Genomic DNA, 15,774 nt, shown 5'->3' with positions numbered 1-15,774 from the left:
AAGAGGGACGCGCATCGACCCCAATCCCGCCTCAAGGGACAAGAATATGCCGATAGAACTGAAGATGCCTGCCCTCTCTCCGACCATGGAGGAAGGAACACTGGCCAAATGGCTGGTCAAGGAGGGTGATAGCGTCAAGTCGGGCGATCTGCTCGCCGAGATCGAGACGGACAAGGCGACGATGGAATTCGAAGCGGTCGACGAGGGCGTGATCTCGCAGATCCTCGTCGCCGAAGGCAGCGAAGGCGTGAAGGTCGGCGCGGTGATCGCGCTGATCCAGGGTGAGGATGAAGCCGCCCCGGCCCCCGCCAAGGCCGCGCCGAAGGCCGAGGCCGCGCCTGCCAAGGCAGAAGAGAAGCCTGCCGAAAAGCCCAAGGCCGAAGCGCCTGCCGCTGCGCCCGCGCCCGCCAAGGCGGCGGAACCCGCGCCGAAGGCCGCGCCGGCATCGAACGACCGCGTCAAGGCGAGCCCGCTGGCAAAGCGGCTGGCGAGCGCGCAGGGCATCGATCTGGCGCAGGTAACCGGTTCGGGGCCCGGCGGCCGGGTCGTCAAGGCCGATCTCGACAGCGCGTCGAAGGGCGCGTCTGCCGCCCCTGTGGCCGCTGCGTCGTCGGCTCCCGCGGTTGCGCCCGCACCGGTCGTCGCGAACGACGATATCCCGCATGAGGTCGTCAAGCTGTCGAACATGCGCAAGACGATTGCGCGCCGGCTGACCGAGTCGATGCAGCAAAGCCCGCACATCTTCCTTACGGTCGATATCCAGCTCGACGCGCTGCTCAAGCTGCGCGGCCAGCTCAACGCCTCGCTCGAATCGCGCGGCGTGAAGCTGTCGGTCAACGATCTGCTGATCAAGGCGCTCGCCGTCGCGCTGATAGAAGTGCCCGAATGCAACGTCTCGTTCGCGGGCGACACGCTGATCCAGTACAAGCGCGCCGATATCTCGGTCGCCGTGGCGATCCCGGGCGGGCTGATCACCCCGATCATCAAGGGCGCGGACACGAAAAGCGTCGCGGCGATCGCGGCCGAAGCCAAGGATCTGGCCCAGCGCGCCAAGGACGGCAAGCTGCAGCCGGCGGAATATCAGGGCGGCACCGCCTCGATTTCCAACATGGGGATGTTCGGGATCAAGCAGTTCACCGCGGTCATCAATCCGCCTCAGGCGATGATCATGGCGGTCGGCGCGGGCGAAAAGCGGCCCTATATCGTCAATGACGCGCTCTCGACCGCGACGATCATGTCTGCGACCGGCAGCTTCGACCATCGCGCCATCGACGGCGCGGTCGGCGCGCAGCTGATGCAGGCCTTCAAGCGGCTGGTCGAAAATCCGCTGGGGATGCTCGCCTGACGATGTCGGGCGGCAAACCGACGCGGCCTACCGGTGAGCCGGCGATCCGCGTGGTGGCGATGCCTGCCGACACCAATGCCAACGGCGATATTTTCGGCGGCTGGCTGGTGAGCATGATGGATCTCGCGGCGGGCACCGTGGCGTCGCAGCACAGCCGTGGCCGCGCCGCGACGATCGCGATGGACGGGATGATCTTCCATCGCCCGGTGAAGGTCGGCGACGTCGTGTCCGTCTATGCGGACCTCGTCTCGACCGGCCGGACCTCTATGAAGATAGAGGTGACGGCCTGGCGGCAATCGCGCAACGGTCTGGAAAGTGAGCAGGTCACCCATGCGACGATCACCTTCGTGGCGATCGACGACCAGGGGCGGCCGCGGGTCATTCACGAACAATAGTCTCTGAGGAGCAGCAAGTGGCGGAATCCTACGACCTCATCGTACTCGGATCGGGGCCGGGCGGCTATGTCGCCGCCATCCGGGCGTCTCAGCTTGGCCTGAAAACTGCGATCGTCGAGCGCGAATTGCTCGGCGGCATCTGCCTTAACTGGGGCTGCATTCCGACGAAGGCTTTGCTGCGCTCGTCGGAAATCTACCATCATATGCTCCACGCCGCGGATTTCGGGCTGACGGCGGGCAAGCCGAGCTTCGATCTGGACAAGGTGGTGCAGCGCTCGCGCGGTGTCGCCAAGCAGCTCAATCAGGGTGTCACCGGGCTAATGAAGAAGCACAAGATCGCCGTGCATGTCGGCGACGGCGTGCTGACGGCCAAGGGCAAGCTGACCGTCACCAAGGACGGCCAGAAGACCGAGCTGACCGCGAAGAACATCATCGTCGCGACCGGCGCGCGTGCCCGCGACCTGCCCTTCGCCAAGGCCGACGGCAAGAAGATCTGGACCTATCGCCACGCGCTCGTGCCGCCCGAGATGCCGACCAAGCTGCTGGTGATCGGATCGGGCGCGATCGGCGTCGAGTTCGCCAGCTTCTATGGCGACATGGGGGCCGAGGTGACGATCGTCGAGATGCTCGACCGCATCCTTCCGGTGGAAGATGCCGAAGTCAGCGCGTTCATGACCAAGGCGCTCACCAAGCAGGGCATGACGATCCGTCCGTCGACGGGGGTCCAGAAGCTCGAGACCACGGCCAAGGGCGTCAAGGCCGAGATCAAGGACAAGGACGGCAAGGTCACGACCGAAGAGTATAGCCACGTCATCGTCGCGGTCGGCATCGTCCCCAACACCGAGAATATCGGTCTGGAGACGCTGGGCGTGAAGACCGATCGCGGCCATATCCTGATCGACGGCCATTGCCGTACCAATGTCGAGGGCATCTACGCGATCGGCGACGTCGCAGGCGCGCCCTGGCTGGCGCACAAAGCGATGCACGAAGCGGTGATCGCCGCCGAGACGATCGCGGGTCAGCATCCGCATGCAATGGACGTCCGCAACATTCCGGGCTGCACCTATTGCCGCCCGCAGGTCGCTTCGGTCGGCCTTACCGAGGCCAAGGCCAAGGAGGCTGGTTACAAGGTGAAGGTGGGTAAATTCCCCTTCATCGGCAACGGCAAGGCGATCGCCATGGGCGAGGTCGAGGGGTTCGTGAAGACGGTGTTCGACGAGGCGACCGGCGAACTGCTCGGCGCGCACATGGTCGGCGCCGAAGTGACCGAGATGATCCAGGGCTATACGATCGGCAAGACGCTGGAGACCACAGAAGCCGAACTGATGGGCACGGTCTTCCCGCATCCGACGATCAGCGAGTCGATGCATGAAAGCGTGCTCGCCGCCTACGGACGCCCGCTGCACATCTGACGGCCTGTCGTTCGTCGACGCTGGTCGGCGGTTCGCCGACCAGCGCTGTGCGGCTTGCCCAGCGTCGGCCTAGCGTCCACGCGGGAAAGTCGTCATCAGGGAGGCGGCGTTGGGTTTGGGAAAGATCCTCATACTGGGCGGGGCGGCCTTGTCCGCCCTATATGCTCATGGCGTGCTCGCCTGCCAGCTTCATCCCAAGGCGCGTTCGGTCGCCGAGGCGCAAGCGCGTAAGAGCGTGCGGATCGCCGAGGTGGAGCGCCGCGCGCCGCGTGTGAACCCTTCCTACGCGCCGATCTTCAGCCGCCGGCTGATCCTGCAATAATCAAAAAAGGGACGGACTCGCGTCCGTCCCATTTGCCCCTCCCTTGCCCTCTATGAAGGGGCCTGGAAGCAGTATCTTTTTGATCTAGCGCGATTTCCGGGTCGCAGATTTCCATCTGCCTAGAAATCGCTCTATTCGCCGTCGCCTTCTTCGACATCCAGCGTCGCCAGCTGCGGCACCGGGCGAAGGCTGCGGTTGAGCGTGAAGCCAGCGCTCGACAGCAGCGCCGGCATATCCTCGATGCCGCCGTTGCGGCGGATGTCGAGCGCGGTGAAGCCGGTGTTGAGAAGGGTGGTAATGTCGCGATCGCGCTGCCAGCCCGAAGGTGAACCGAGCACCACTGCGATCAGCCGGCGGCCGCCGCGGATCGCCGAGGCGGTGAGGGTGAAGCCGCTGTCGTTGGTGAAGCCGGTCTTGATACCGTCGAGGCCGGGCACCACGCCAAGCAGCTTGTTGTGGTTGGCCAAACGCAGCCGGCCGTAGCTGTAGCTTTGTTCCGAAAAGCAGCGATAGCGGTCCGGGTGATGTCGGATCATCGCGGCGGACAGGATCGCGATATCCTGCGCCGATGTGAAATGGGCGGGATCGGGCAGGCCGCTGGCATTGGCGAACACCGTCTGCCGCATGCCCAGCTGGCGCGCCTTCGCGGTCATCAGCCGGGCGAAATTCTCTTCGCTGCCGCCGACCTTCTCGGCGAGCGCGACCGCCACGTCATTGGCCGATTTGACCGCGACGACGCTGATCGCCTCTTCGACCGACAGCGACTGGCCGACGCCTATACCGAGCTTGGACGGGCGCTGACTGACGGCGCGCGGCGTCATGACGACCCGGTCGTCGAGGCGCAGCCGCCCCGCGTCGAGCGCGTCGAAGACAATGTAGAGCGTCATCACCTTGGTGATCGACGCGGGATGGCGGATCGCTGTCGCCTGTTCGGCGTAGAGGATTTCGTTGGTGTCGGCGTCCATCAGCACCGCGGCGAAGCGCGGGCCGCCGAGCGGGCTGATCGCCTGCGCCGTCGATAGCGGTGTGACCAGGGTGGCGAGCGCCAGCGACATGCCCGCCAGCCAATATCTGAAAGCAACCAAAGTCACCGATCCAGTCCCCTCTGTTATCGACCAGATGGGATTGAATCTAAAGCATTTTCGAGAATCGCGACAGCCGCTCCGACAGGGCGGTTCATGCGCTTCGACTCATTTTACGCACGGTCGACCTTGTCGGCATATAGCAGGCGGCCCGGGCCGAGACGCGCCATGACCTGCGCCAGATCGCTCTCGCCGAACGCGAAACAGCCCTCCGAACGGCCAAGCTTGCCGTGCTGCGCGATCATGTTGCGCTCGGCATACCAGGCGCCATGGATCACGACGGCGCGGGCGCGGGCGTTGCTGTTGGTGCCATCGAGTCCGTCGATCCGGCGTGAACGGCCGTGCTGGCCGAAATATTCCTCGGCGGTGACATAGGCTCCATCGGACGATGCGGCGGAGCCCATCGCGTTCGAGAATTTTTGCAGCCAGCCCGTGTGGCCTGGATCCGAGCCGCGGCCATGCGCGACGAGGAAACTGTCGACCTTGCCCGATGCGACGTCGAGCAGATGGAAACGCGGCGTCGCCGATGGATCGTCGAAATCGCAGATGCCTATGACGTCGCGGCATTTGACCCTGCCGACATTGCGGCTCATCGCGGCAAGGGCGCGTGCGCGTACTTCGGGGCGAAGCCTGGCCGGCGGGATCAGGGGGGCTGCCACCGAAGTGCCGCCCGCTGCCAATGCCAATCCGCCGAAAATGGCTGAACCCAGTAATCCGCGCCGGTTGACCGGCGTGTCGATAAAATCCTGCAATTGCCCGACCCGCTCTTTACGCTAACAAGAGCCTCTACTTACCAGAGCGGGTTAACCATTTCATTCGCAGAGTGGACCTTTGTTCCCTGTACGGCGCGCGCCTGGCGCTTTCCTTGCACGGTTCATCGTCAGACTACGACTTTCGTCGATATCGTTTGCACGGACGCGACCGCGGAGCTGAATCAGCGCGCGGCCATCCGAATGGGGCTGCCGCCCTGCGCGCCGATCCGCTCGAGCAGCGCCTGATCGCGCTGGTACGGGTCGCCCAAATAACGGATCGTGCCATCGGGCTGCGCCTCGGCGGTGAAGTAGGCGATATAGACCGGGACGCTTTTCTGAAGCTGCAGCACCTTCGTCTTCGCAGGGTCGGCGAGAGCGTCATCGAGTTCGACACCGCCATGGAGCAAGGCGGCCAGCTCCTCGATATTCTGGACCCGGACGCAGCCATGGCTCAGCGCGCGGTCGGTTCGCTCGAACGCTGCCTTCTGCGGTGTGTCGTGCAGATAGATCGCGTGGGAATTGGGCATGTCGATCTTGATCCGCCCCAGTGCGTTTCGCGGCCCCGGAGCCTGTCTGACGTTCAGGCTGCCATCTGCGCGGCGCGTGACGCTATAGCCCTTGCCTTGCCAGCGGCCTTCCTTGAGCACGCTGGGCGGAAGCGTCCAGCTGGGGTTGGCGACGACCGACTGGGCCTGAAGCGCGAGCTGCGGGGTAGGGGTCTTGGGGGCGCCCACGACGACGTTGAAGCTAGCCTCTTCCACGCCGGCGTTGATCAGCTCGAGCCGGTAGCTCGGCACATTCACATAGATATAGCGCTCGCCGAGGTTGCGGGGCATCCAGCGCCAGCGTTCGAGATTGGCCCGTAGCAATTCCCGCCTGGCGGAGTCCGCCGGACCCGTCGCGGCATAGGCTGCCTTCAGCGCGCGATATTGCGCGTTGTCCGGAAGCAGTCCCTGCATCCACGTGCGCAGCTTGCCTTGGGCGAGTGCGTCGTCGAGGCCACGCTGGAGAAGGTTGGGGTCGGCCGGCTGCGTCATGTGCCAGTCGAAAGCCTGTTTGTCCTCGATGCGGCCATCGGCATAATCGTGCGCCAGCATCAGCGCGGAGGAGGAGGCGAGCATGTCGAGCGCCGCGCCCGGTTCCCCTGCTTCGAGCGCGGACTTGAGCTCGGCCAGTCTGTAGTCCGATGGTTCCAGCCCCTCCTGCGCCGATTCCTCGATCAGGCTGGCCAACGTCCTGGCATTGTCGATCGACCACCGCCCTTCCTGCCGGACAATGGTTTCGATCGGTGTGCCGGAGGACATTTCCGCCGGCGCGGGGCCGTTGAAGGTGAGCGCGGTGACGGCGATCAGCGGAAGGGTGGCAAGCCACGCCTTTGCCGGGCGGCGTGCGCGGCGGCGCGCAAAGGCCTTGCTGAAGGTTTTTGCGAGATACTCAGAGCTACTAACGGACGTGAACATCGCGACCTCCCTTGGTCCACGATGCGAAAACGGCCGATTGGCTCCTATGATCCGTGCTGGGAGCGCAGCTATGGATAATTTCTCTTAGGAACCTTTTCGGCTTCCTGCAAATCAAAAAATCGGGCTTGGTGCTTTTTCGATGCGAAGGCGTTTCGACGGAGGATCGAACGACATGGGGCTGCATGACCGAACCGCCTGAAAGCCGATTGACCCTGTTTGCGGCGCTGGCCGCTAATCTGGGCATCGCCGTCGCCAAATTCGTCGCGGCGGCCTTCACCGGTTCGTCGGCGATGTTGACTGAGGGGTTTCACTCGGTCGTCGACAGTCTCAACCAGATTTTGCTTCTCTACGGACAGAAGCGATCGGAGCGGCCGCCCGACGACCACCATCCGCTCGGCTATGGCCGCGAGCTCTATTTCTGGAGCTTCGTCGTCGCGATCCTGATCTTCGCCACCGGCGCGGGCCTGTCGATCTACGAGGGCGTTCTCCACATTCTCGATCCCGAGCCGATCCGCTCGCCGTTGATCAACTATGTGGTGCTGGCGGTGGCGTTGTTGCTGGAGGGGGCGAGCTGGCTGATCGCGGTGCGCGAGTTCGGCAACGCACGCGGCGACCTCGGCTGGTGGGCTGCGATCCGCCGGTCGAAGGATCCGCCGAGCTTCATCGTCCTGTTCGAGGACAGCGCCGCGATGTTCGGCCTCCTCGTGGCGGGGGTGGGCATCACCCTCAGCCTGCAGACCGGAGACGCGCGCTGGGACGGCGTCGCGTCGATCGTAATCGGTTTGGCGCTCGCCGCCGTGGCGCTGGCGCTGGCGCGCGAATCGAAGGACCTGCTGATCGGCGAGCCGGCGGACCCGGCCCTGGAGGCGGCCGTTCGCAGCGCGATCGACCGGCGGCCCGAAGTCAGCGGCATCAACGAGATTACCACCATCCATATCGGGCCGCGCAACATCTTCCTCGGCTTGTCGGTCGATTTCGTCGACCGGGTGCCGGTGGGCCGGGTGGAGGCGATGATCGCCGAGGCAGAAACGGAACTGCGCCAGCGTTGGCCCTCGATCCGGGCGATCTATATCAAGCCCCAGGCCGCGCCGGCGGCGGGCAAACCATAGCCTGCGGCTGACGTCAGAACGGGCCGTCGCTGTCACCATGGCCGGGAAGTGGGGCCGGCGGTATATTGGGCCCTCCTTCGGCGGGCGTTGGAAACGAGCGGCGGAATGCGGCGGCTCCGGCGGTTGACCCGATCCGACTCCTTCTCTATAGGCGCGCCCTGCTCAGGACCGGCTCCGGCCGTATCTGGGCAAGCTTGAACATTGCTGATGCGTGTGAGGGCCTGGGGGGTCGAACGACCGCCGGGGCTTTCGTGCATTTCCGGACAGCCCGATCTCTCGGGCCTTTCGGGAAGGCAAGTCGGGCATTGGTAAAGTAACTCTCTTAGAGGTGAAGGGCTTCATGCCAACGATCAACCAGCTGATCCGCAAGGGTCGCGAGCCGCAGAAGGCCAAGTCCAAGGTCCCTGCGATGGAAAAGAATCCGCAGAAGCGTGGTGTCTGCACCCGCGTCTACACGACGACCCCGAAGAAGCCGAACTCGGCGCTTCGCAAGGTGGCCAAGGTCCGTCTGACCAACAGCCGCGAAGTCATCAGCTACATCCCCGGCGAGGGCCACAATCTTCAGGAGCACTCGGTGGTCCTGATCCGTGGCGGCCGTGTGCGCGACCTTCCCGGTGTGCGTTATCACGTGCTGCGCGGCGTGCTCGATACGCAGGGTGTCAAGGATCGCAAGCAGAGCCGTTCGAAGTACGGCGCCAAGCGTCCTAAGTAAGAGGTAGATTGAAATGGCTCGTCGTCGTCGCCCAGAAAAGCGCGAAATCCTTCCCGATCCTAAGTTCGGGGATGTCGTGCTCTCCAAGTTCATGAACAGTGTCATGCTCGACGGCAAGAAGTCCGTCGCCGAAGGCATCGTCTATGGCGCCCTTGAAACCATCGAAGCCCGCGCCAAGCGCGAGCCGCTCGGCGTGTTCCATGACGCCCTCAACAATGTGAAGCCGGGCATCGAGGTCCGCAGCCGCCGCGTCGGCGGTGCGACCTATCAGGTTCCGGTCGAGGTTCGCACCGAGCGCTCGCAGGCTCTTGCCATCCGCTGGCTGATCTCGGCCGCGCGTGCGCGCTCGGAGCACACCATGGCCGGCCGTCTGTCGGGCGAGCTGATGGACGCCGCGAACAACCGCGGCAACGCCGTCAAGAAGCGCGAAGACACGCACCGCATGGCGGAAGCGAACCGCGCCTTCTCGCACTACCGCTGGTAACAGCGCATTTCGGGTTCCGTCCCTCGGGGGCGGGACCCGGAAGTGTAACACTTCGTTCCCATATCGTCGGGGCCGGGCCGTCAAAGCCCTCCCCGACATCGGAGTTTTAAGATCATGGCCCGCAGCCACCCGCTCGACAAATATCGCAACATCGGCATCATGGCCCACATCGATGCCGGCAAGACGACCACGACCGAGCGCATCCTTTATTACACCGGCAAGTCGTACAAGATCGGCGAGGTCCATGAGGGCACCGCCACGATGGACTGGATGGAGCAGGAGCAGGAGCGCGGGATCACGATCACGTCGGCCGCCACGACCTGCTTCTGGAACGACCACCGCATCAACATCATCGACACGCCCGGTCACGTCGACTTCACCATCGAAGTCGAGCGTTCGCTGCGCGTCCTCGACGGCGCGGTGGCTTGCTTCGACGGCGTCGCCGGCGTCGAGCCGCAGTCCGAGACCGTCTGGCGCCAGGCCGAGAAGTACAAGGTCCCGCGGATGTGCTTCGTCAACAAGCTGGACCGCACCGGCGCCAGCTTCGAGCGTTGCGTCGAGATGATCAAGGATCGCCTGGGCGCCCGCCCGGCCGTCCTCTATCTTCCGATCGGCATCGAGGGTGGCTTCAAGGGCCTCGTCGACCTCGTCGAGAACCGCGCGATCATCTGGCTCGAAGAGTCGCTGGGCGCGAAGTTCGAATATCAGGACATCCCGGCCGATCTGGCCGACGCCGCTGCGGCAGCCCGTTCGGAGCTGATCGAAATGGCCGTCGAGCAGGACGACGACGTCATGGAGGCCTATCTCGAAGGCACCGAGCCTGACGCCGCCACCCTGAAGAAGCTGATCCGCAAGGGCACGCTCAACTTCTCGTTCGTTCCGGTCCTCTGCGGCTCGGCGTTCAAGAACAAGGGTGTTCAGCCGCTGCTGGACGGCGTCATCGACTATCTGCCCAGCCCGCTGGACATTCCGCCGGTCGAAGGCCTCAAGCTCGACGGCGTGACGCCCGACAGCCGCCCGGCCACCGACGATGCCCCGATGTCGGCGCTGGCGTTCAAGATCATGAACGATCCGTTCGTCGGCACGCTGACCTTCGCCCGCATCTATTCGGGCAAAATGGAGGCCGCGACGACCGTCCTGAACTCGGTGAAGGACAAGAAGGAAAAGGTTGGCCGCATGCTGCTGATGCATGCGAACAGTCGCGAGGACATCCAGGAAGCCTATGCGGGTGACATCGTCGCTCTCGCCGGCCTCAAGGACACCACCACGGGTGACACGCTGTGCGCGCAGAGCGCGCCGATCATCCTGGAGCGGATGGAGTTCCCCGATCCCGTCATCGAGCTGTCGGTCGAACCGAAGACCAAGGCCGACCAGGAGAAGATGGGCATCGCGCTCAACCGCCTGGCGCGCGAAGATCCGTCGTTCCGCGTGTCGTCGGACGCCGAGTCGGGCCAGACGATCATCAAGGGCATGGGCGAGCTCCACCTTGAAATTCTCGTCGACCGCATGAAGCGCGAGTTCAAGGTCGAGGCGAACATCGGCGCTCCGCAGGTTGCCTATCGTGAATCGATCGGCCGCAAGGTCGATGTCGACTACACCCACAAGAAGCAGTCGGGCGGCTCGGGCCAGTTCGGCCGCATCAAGTTCACGGTGGAGCCGGGCGAGCGCGGCCAGGGCATCATCTTCAAGGATGAGGTCAAGGGCGGCAATATTCCCAAGGAATATATCCCGTCGGTCGAAAAGGGCATCCGCGACATCGCGGCATCGGGTTCACTCATCGGCTTCCCGATCATCGATTTCACCGCGACGCTGTATGACGGCGCCTATCACGACGTCGACTCGTCGGCGCTGGCGTTCGAAATCACCGGTCGTGGCGGTATGCGCGAAGCGGCTCAGAAGTCGGGCATCAAGCTGCTCGAGCCGATCATGAAGGTCGAGGTCGTCACCCCGGAAGATTATCTGGGCGACGTCATTGGCGACATGAACAGCCGTCGCGGCCAGATCCAGGGCACCGACAGCCGGGGCAACGCCCAGGTTGTCGAGGCGCTGGTACCGCTCGCGAACATGTTCGGCTATGTGAACCAGCTCCGCTCGTTCACCCAGGGCCGGGCTCAGTACACGATGCAGTTCTCGCATTATGAAGAAGTGCCGGCGAACGTGGCCGATGAGGTCAAGGCAAAGCTGGCGTAAACGGAAATTTGTGGTTATGGGCGCGTCCGCATCGGGCGGCGCGTCCGGCATTTGATTCGAAGAGAAGAGGCGAAAAATGGCTAAGGCTAAGTTTGAGCGGACCAAGCCGCACTGCAACATCGGCACCATCGGACACGTCGACCACGGCAAGACGTCGCTCACGGCTGCCATCACCAAGGTGCTGGCCGAGACCGGCGGCGCGACCTTCGTCGACTATGCGAACATCGACAAGGCTCCCGAAGAGCGCGAGCGCGGCATCACCATCTCGACCGCGCACGTCGAGTATGAGACCGACAAGCGCCACTATGCGCACGTCGATTGCCCGGGCCACGCCGACTATGTGAAGAACATGATCACCGGCGCCGCGCAGATGGACGGCGGCATCCTGGTCGTCTCGGCCACCGACGGCCCGATGCCGCAGACCCGCGAGCACATCCTGCTCGCCCGTCAGGTCGGCGTTCCCGCCCTGGTCGTGTTCATGAACAAGGTCGACCTGGTCGATGACGCCGAGATCCTCGAGCTCGTCGAGCTGGAAATCCGCGAGCTGCTCTCGTCTTATGACTTCCCGGGCGATGACATCCCCGTCATCCAGGGTTCGGCGGTCAAGGCCCTCGACGGCAGCAACGACGAGATCGGCAAGAACGCCGTCCTCAAGCTGATGGCCGCTGTCGACGAATATATCCCGCAGCCCGAGCGTCCGCTCGACAAGCCGTTCCTGATGCCGATCGAAGACGTGTTCTCGATCTCGGGCCGCGGCACCGTCGTCACCGGCCGCGTCGAGACCGGCGTCGTCAAGGTTGGCGAAGAAGTCGAGATCGTCGGCATCAAGGACACCCGCAAGACCGTCGTGACCGGCGTCGAAATGTTCCGCAAGCTGCTCGACCAGGGCCAGGCCGGCGACAACATCGGCGCGCTGATCCGCGGCGTCGGCCGTGAAGAGGTCGAGCGTGGTCAGGTTCTCTGCAAGCCGGGCTCGATCAAGCCGCACACCGACTTCTCGTCGGAAGTCTATGTTCTGTCGAAGGAAGAGGGTGGCCGTCACACGCCGTTCTTTGCGAACTATCGTCCGCAGTTCTACTTCCGTACGACCGACGTGACCGGCACCGTCGAGCTGCCCGCGGGCACCGAGATGGTCATGCCCGGCGACAACGTTCAGCTCGGCGTCAAGCTCATTGCCCCGATCGCCATGGAAGAGGGCCTGCGCTTCTCGATCCGTGAAGGTGGCCGCACCGTCGGCGCCGGGGTTGTCAGCGCGATCTCGAAGTAATATAGGGCGGCACCGCTCGGCTCCTCCGGGAGTCGGGCGGTGTGCTTTTTGATTGATATTTTTTGCCTCCGCCGGAGGTGAGGGCGGCCCGCCGGGTCGCCTTATCTTTGGCAAGGCGCGGCTCTTTCGCATCGGTGTAGGACATGGAAACGCAGAATATTCGTATTCGCCTCAAGGCTTTTGATCATCGCGTGCTCGATCAGGCCACTGGCGACATTGCTGACACCGCCCGCCGTACCGGCGCGCTCATCCGTGGTCCGATCCCGCTGCCCACTCGCATCGAGAAGTTCACCGTGAACCGCGGTCCGCATATCGACAAGAAGTCGCGCGAGCAGTTCGAGGTGCGCACCTACAAGCGGCTGCTGGACATCGTGCAGCCCACCCCGCAGACCGTCGACGCTCTCATGAAGCTCGATCTCGCCGCGGGTGTTGATGTCGAGATCAAACTGGCCTAAGAGGCCGGCTCCGCGCGGGATCGAATCGGTCCCGCGCTCGTCATTTCTCTCCATTTGGATCGAGGGATGACGGGAAGGATAGGGATACCGACCGGCCTAGCCGGTGCCCTGGTCCCCGCCTTTTCGCAGTAATGCGAAAAAACCGAGCCCGGGCGGGGGCTAATCGCATTTGGGCTGGAAGCTTCGGTTGATGCCGAAGCTTTTTTCGTTGGCACGCTCGCCGCTAACGCGAGCCTCTGTTGGGAAGGAACAGATCATGCGCACTGGCGTGATCGCTAAGAAGATGGGCATGACCCGCCTGTTCCAGGATGATGGCCGGCACGTGCCGGTTACCGTTCTGGCGCTGGAAAATGTACAGGTCGTGGCTCGCCGCGAGCAGGACCGTGACGGCTATGTCGCGGTGCAGCTCGGCGCCGGCTCGGCCAAGCCGAAGAATCTCACCAAGCCGGAGCGCGGTCATTTCGGCAAGGCCGAAGTGGAGCCCAAGGCTATCCTCGCCGAGTTCCGCGTGTCGGAAGACGGCCTGCTCGACGTGGGCGCGGAAATCTCTGCCGACCATTATGTCGCGGGCCAGTATGTCGACATCCAGGGCAGCACCCAGGGTAAGGGCTTTCAGGGCGGTATGAAGCGCTGGGGCTTCGGCGGTCTGCGCGCCACCCACGGTGTCTCGGTCTCGCACCGCTCGCTCGGTTCGACCGGTCAGCGCCAGGATCCGGGCAAGGTCTTCAAGAACAAGAAGATGGCCGGCCACATGGGTGACAAGAACCGCACCCAGCAGAACCTCGAGATCGTGCAGACCGACGTCGAGCGCGGCCTTCTCTTCGTCAAGGGCTCGGTCCCGGGCTCGAAGGGCGGCTGGCTGCTCGTCAAGGACTCGGTCAAGATCGCCGCTCCCAAGGATGCGCCGTTCCCGGCCGGCCTGAAGTCGGTGGCCAACAGCAACAATGCGCCTGCCGAGACGCCTGCGGAAGAGACCGCGGCTCCCGAGGCCACCGAAGGCCAGGAGGGCTGATCATGAAGGTCAAGGTTCAGACCCTCGACGCCAAGGCATCGGGCGACATCGAACTCAACGACGAGATCTTCGCCGTTGAGCCGCGCGCCGATATCCTGCACCGCGTCGTCACCTGGCAGCTCGAAAAGCGTCGCGGCACTGCCCGCGGTGCCCGTGAGCGTTCGGATGTCGCCCGCACCGGCAAGAAGTTCGGCCGTCAGAAGGGCGGCGGTACGGCGCGTCACGGCGATCGCCGCGCTCCCAACTTCATCGGCGGCGGTAAGGCCCATGGCCCCCGCGTCCGCGACTTCAATCCGTCGCTGAACAAGAAGGTTCGCGCGCTCGGCCTGAAGATGGCGCTTTCGTCGAAGGCGAAGGACGGTAAGCTCGTCGTGCTCGACACGCTGACCGTCAAGGAAGCGAAGACCAAGGCGCTGCTCTCGCAGATCGGCAAGCTGGGCTTCGGCAACACCACCCTGGTGATCGATGGCGACATGGTCGACAACGGTTTCGCGCTGGCGTCTTCGAACATTCCGAAGCTCAACGTGATGCCCGCCGTCGGCGCGAACGTCTATGACATCCTGAAGCATGAAACGCTGGTGCTGACGCGCGCCGCGGTCGAGAAGCTGGAGGCGCGCTTCAATGGCTAAGAAGGAAGCCGTGGTGGACAACCGCCACTATGACGTGGTGCTCAAGCCCCACATCACCGAAAAGACGACGCTGCTCTCCGAGCATAACGCCGTTGTTTTCCAGGTTGCCGGCGATGCCAGCAAGCCGGAGATCAAGGCTGCGGTCGAGGCCCTGTTCAACGTCAAGGTGACGGGCGTCAACACGATCGTCGCCAAGGGCAAGACGAAGCGCTGGAAGGGCACGCCCTACAAGCGCTCCGACGTGAAGAAGGCGATCGTGACGCTGGCCGAAGGCCAGTCCATCGACGTTACGACGGGAATCTGACGCCATGGCGCTGAAGCATTATAACCCGACGAGCCCGGCCCGCCGCGGCCTGATCCTCGTCGACAAGTCCGCACTGCACAAGGGCAAGCCTGTCAAGGCGCTGACCGAAGGCAAGCGCAAGTCGGGTGGCCGCAACAATATGGGCCATGCGACCGCGCGTGGCATCGCGGGCGGCCACAAGCAGAAGTACCGGATCATCGACTTCAAGCGTCGCAAGTGGGATCAGCCCGCGACCGTCGAGCATCTAGAGTATGACCCGAACCGTTCGGCCTTCATCGCGCTGGTGAAGTATGAGGACGGCGAACTGGCTTATGTCATCGCGCCGCAGCGTCTGGCCGCCGGCGACGTCATCGTCGCGGGCAAGAAGACCGACACCAAGCCGGGCAACGCGATGGAAATCGGCCAGGCTCCGGTCGGCACGATCGTCCACAACGTCGAGATGAAGCCCGGCAAGGGCGGTCAGATCGCACGTGCGGCGGGCACCTATGTGCAGATCGTCGGCCGCGACAAGGGCATGGTGATGGTTCGCCTGAACTCGGGCGAGCAGCGCTACATCCGCTCGGATTGCATGTGCACGGTCGGTGCGGTGTCGAACCCAGACAACGCCAACCAGAACCTTGCCAAGGCCGGCCGGAATCGCTGGCTGGGCAAGCGTCCGCTGACCCGCGGCGTCGCCAAGAACCCGGTCGACCACCCCCATGGCGGTGGTGAAGGCCGGACCTCGGGCGGCCGTCATCCGGTCACGCCGTGGGGCAAGCCGACGAAGGGTGCGCGCACGCGTCACAACAAGTCGACCGACAAGTTCATCATCCGTTCGCGCCACGCGAAGAAGAAGAGGTAATCC

The 15,774-nt window shown here is 64.0% G+C and carries 17 protein-coding genes; 14 read left to right on the top strand and 3 right to left on the bottom strand.

Annotation, left to right across the window (positions count from 1 at the left end; all coding sequences use genetic code 11):
• Positions 1 to 46 precede the first annotated feature (46 nt).
• The 4 genes from ASE00_RS15275 to ASE00_RS15260 all read left to right on the top strand — a co-directional run bounded on the left by ASE00_RS15275 (position 47) and on the right by ASE00_RS15260 (position 3,474).
• Positions 47 to 1,345, top strand: a complete 1,299-nt coding sequence (locus ASE00_RS15275; protein WP_056381880.1) for a pyruvate dehydrogenase complex dihydrolipoamide acetyltransferase — start codon at positions 47 to 49, stop codon at positions 1,343 to 1,345.
• A 2-nt stretch (positions 1,346 to 1,347) separates the two neighbouring features.
• Entirely contained in the window at positions 1,348 to 1,740 is a 393-nt protein-coding gene (locus ASE00_RS15270) for an acyl-CoA thioesterase (protein ID WP_056381878.1), read from the top strand.
• Between the two features lie 17 nt (positions 1,741 to 1,757).
• A complete protein-coding gene (gene lpdA, locus ASE00_RS15265) occupies positions 1,758 to 3,152 on the top strand; it encodes a dihydrolipoyl dehydrogenase (RefSeq protein WP_056381876.1) in 1,395 nt (464 codons plus the stop codon).
• A gap of 109 nt (positions 3,153 to 3,261) precedes the next feature.
• A complete protein-coding gene (locus tag ASE00_RS15260) occupies positions 3,262 to 3,474 on the top strand; it encodes a hypothetical protein (RefSeq protein ID WP_156405456.1) in 213 nt (70 codons plus the stop codon).
• Positions 3,475 to 3,605: 131 nt separating this feature from the next.
• Here the strand turns inward: ASE00_RS15260 and ASE00_RS15255 are convergent, their stop codons facing one another.
• From ASE00_RS15255 to ASE00_RS15245, 3 genes are all read right to left on the bottom strand, one after another.
• A complete protein-coding gene (locus ASE00_RS15255) occupies positions 3,606 to 4,565 on the bottom strand; it encodes a D-alanyl-D-alanine carboxypeptidase family protein (RefSeq protein ID WP_235538702.1) in 960 nt (319 codons plus the stop codon).
• Between the two features lie 104 nt (positions 4,566 to 4,669).
• Positions 4,670 to 5,308, bottom strand: a complete 639-nt coding sequence (locus ASE00_RS15250) for a murein L,D-transpeptidase catalytic domain family protein (RefSeq protein WP_056381869.1) — start codon at positions 5,306 to 5,308, stop codon at positions 4,670 to 4,672.
• 182 nt (positions 5,309 to 5,490) lie between these two features.
• Positions 5,491 to 6,768 carry a L,D-transpeptidase family protein gene (locus tag ASE00_RS15245; RefSeq protein WP_056381868.1) on the bottom strand — a complete coding sequence of 426 codons (1,278 nt, stop codon included), beginning with the start codon at positions 6,766 to 6,768 and terminating at the stop codon, positions 5,491 to 5,493.
• A 182-nt stretch (positions 6,769 to 6,950) separates the two neighbouring features.
• Here ASE00_RS15245 and ASE00_RS15240 point away from each other — a divergent pair, with 182 nt between their 5' ends.
• From ASE00_RS15240 to rplB, 10 genes are all read left to right on the top strand, one after another.
• Entirely contained in the window at positions 6,951 to 7,877 is a 927-nt protein-coding gene (locus ASE00_RS15240; RefSeq protein WP_056381866.1) for a cation diffusion facilitator family transporter, read from the top strand.
• A gap of 340 nt (positions 7,878 to 8,217) precedes the next feature.
• The gene (gene rpsL, locus ASE00_RS15235; protein ID WP_011952201.1) at positions 8,218 to 8,589 is read left to right on the top strand and encodes a 30S ribosomal protein S12; all 372 of its coding nucleotides are present in this window, start codon (positions 8,218 to 8,220) and stop codon (positions 8,587 to 8,589) included.
• A 13-nt stretch (positions 8,590 to 8,602) separates the two neighbouring features.
• Positions 8,603 to 9,073, top strand: coding sequence for a 30S ribosomal protein S7 (gene rpsG / locus ASE00_RS15230; protein ID WP_056381864.1), 471 nt, complete (start codon positions 8,603 to 8,605; stop codon positions 9,071 to 9,073).
• 114 nt (positions 9,074 to 9,187) lie between these two features.
• On the top strand, positions 9,188 to 11,263 hold the full coding sequence (gene fusA / locus ASE00_RS15225; protein ID WP_056381862.1) for an elongation factor G: 2,076 nt from the start codon (positions 9,188 to 9,190) through the stop codon (positions 11,261 to 11,263).
• 76 nt (positions 11,264 to 11,339) lie between these two features.
• Positions 11,340 to 12,530: an elongation factor Tu gene (tuf, locus tag ASE00_RS15220; protein ID WP_056381859.1), complete on the top strand. Its 1,191-nt coding sequence runs from the start codon at positions 11,340 to 11,342 to the stop codon at positions 12,528 to 12,530.
• A 143-nt stretch (positions 12,531 to 12,673) separates the two neighbouring features.
• The gene (gene rpsJ / locus ASE00_RS15215) at positions 12,674 to 12,985 is read left to right on the top strand and encodes a 30S ribosomal protein S10 (protein WP_011952197.1); all 312 of its coding nucleotides are present in this window, start codon (positions 12,674 to 12,676) and stop codon (positions 12,983 to 12,985) included.
• Between the two features lie 256 nt (positions 12,986 to 13,241).
• Positions 13,242 to 13,997 carry a 50S ribosomal protein L3 gene (rplC, locus tag ASE00_RS15210; protein WP_056381857.1) on the top strand — a complete coding sequence of 252 codons (756 nt, stop codon included), beginning with the start codon at positions 13,242 to 13,244 and terminating at the stop codon, positions 13,995 to 13,997.
• 2 nt (positions 13,998 to 13,999) lie between these two features.
• Entirely contained in the window at positions 14,000 to 14,626 is a 627-nt protein-coding gene (rplD, locus tag ASE00_RS15205) for a 50S ribosomal protein L4 (RefSeq protein WP_056381854.1), read from the top strand.
• Positions 14,619 to 14,930 (top strand): 50S ribosomal protein L23, encoded by a 312-nt coding sequence (locus ASE00_RS15200; RefSeq protein ID WP_056381852.1) that lies wholly within the window; start codon positions 14,619 to 14,621, stop codon positions 14,928 to 14,930. The genes rplD and ASE00_RS15200 overlap by 8 nt, the downstream gene beginning before the upstream one ends.
• A 4-nt stretch (positions 14,931 to 14,934) precedes the next feature.
• Positions 14,935 to 15,771: a 50S ribosomal protein L2 gene (rplB, locus tag ASE00_RS15195; RefSeq protein WP_056381849.1), complete on the top strand. Its 837-nt coding sequence runs from the start codon at positions 14,935 to 14,937 to the stop codon at positions 15,769 to 15,771.
• Positions 15,772 to 15,774 lie beyond the last annotated feature (3 nt).

Origin of the sequence: Sphingomonas sp. Root710 (assembly GCF_001429065.1) — a bacterium.
In the GTDB taxonomy this organism is placed as follows: domain Bacteria; phylum Pseudomonadota; class Alphaproteobacteria; order Sphingomonadales; family Sphingomonadaceae; genus Rhizorhabdus.
This window is presented reverse-complemented; position numbering and strand designations above follow the sequence as displayed.

Bases quoted from the DNA above. Each gene is read 5' to 3' on its own strand.
- tuf (WP_056381859.1), top strand. From the start codon at position 11,340: ATGGCTAAGGCTAAGTTTGAGCGGACCAAGCCGCACTGCAACATCGGC.
- ASE00_RS15270 (WP_056381878.1), top strand. From the start codon at position 1,348: ATGTCGGGCGGCAAACCGACGCGGCCTACCGGTGAGCCGGCGATCCGC.
- ASE00_RS15245 (WP_056381868.1), bottom strand. From the start codon at position 6,768: ATGTTCACGTCCGTTAGTAGCTCTGAGTATCTCGCAAAAACCTTCAGC.
- rplB (WP_056381849.1), top strand. From the start codon at position 14,935: ATGGCGCTGAAGCATTATAACCCGACGAGCCCGGCCCGCCGCGGCCTG.
- ASE00_RS15240 (WP_056381866.1), top strand. From the start codon at position 6,951: ATGACCGAACCGCCTGAAAGCCGATTGACCCTGTTTGCGGCGCTGGCC.
- rplD (WP_056381854.1), top strand. From the start codon at position 14,000: ATGAAGGTCAAGGTTCAGACCCTCGACGCCAAGGCATCGGGCGACATC.
- rpsL (WP_011952201.1), top strand. From the start codon at position 8,218: ATGCCAACGATCAACCAGCTGATCCGCAAGGGTCGCGAGCCGCAGAAG.
- ASE00_RS15275 (WP_056381880.1), top strand. From the start codon at position 47: ATGCCGATAGAACTGAAGATGCCTGCCCTCTCTCCGACCATGGAGGAA.
- ASE00_RS15200 (WP_056381852.1), top strand. From the start codon at position 14,619: ATGGCTAAGAAGGAAGCCGTGGTGGACAACCGCCACTATGACGTGGTG.
- rplC (WP_056381857.1), top strand. From the start codon at position 13,242: ATGCGCACTGGCGTGATCGCTAAGAAGATGGGCATGACCCGCCTGTTC.
- rpsJ (WP_011952197.1), top strand. From the start codon at position 12,674: ATGGAAACGCAGAATATTCGTATTCGCCTCAAGGCTTTTGATCATCGC.
- rpsG (WP_056381864.1), top strand. From the start codon at position 8,603: ATGGCTCGTCGTCGTCGCCCAGAAAAGCGCGAAATCCTTCCCGATCCT.
- fusA (WP_056381862.1), top strand. From the start codon at position 9,188: ATGGCCCGCAGCCACCCGCTCGACAAATATCGCAACATCGGCATCATG.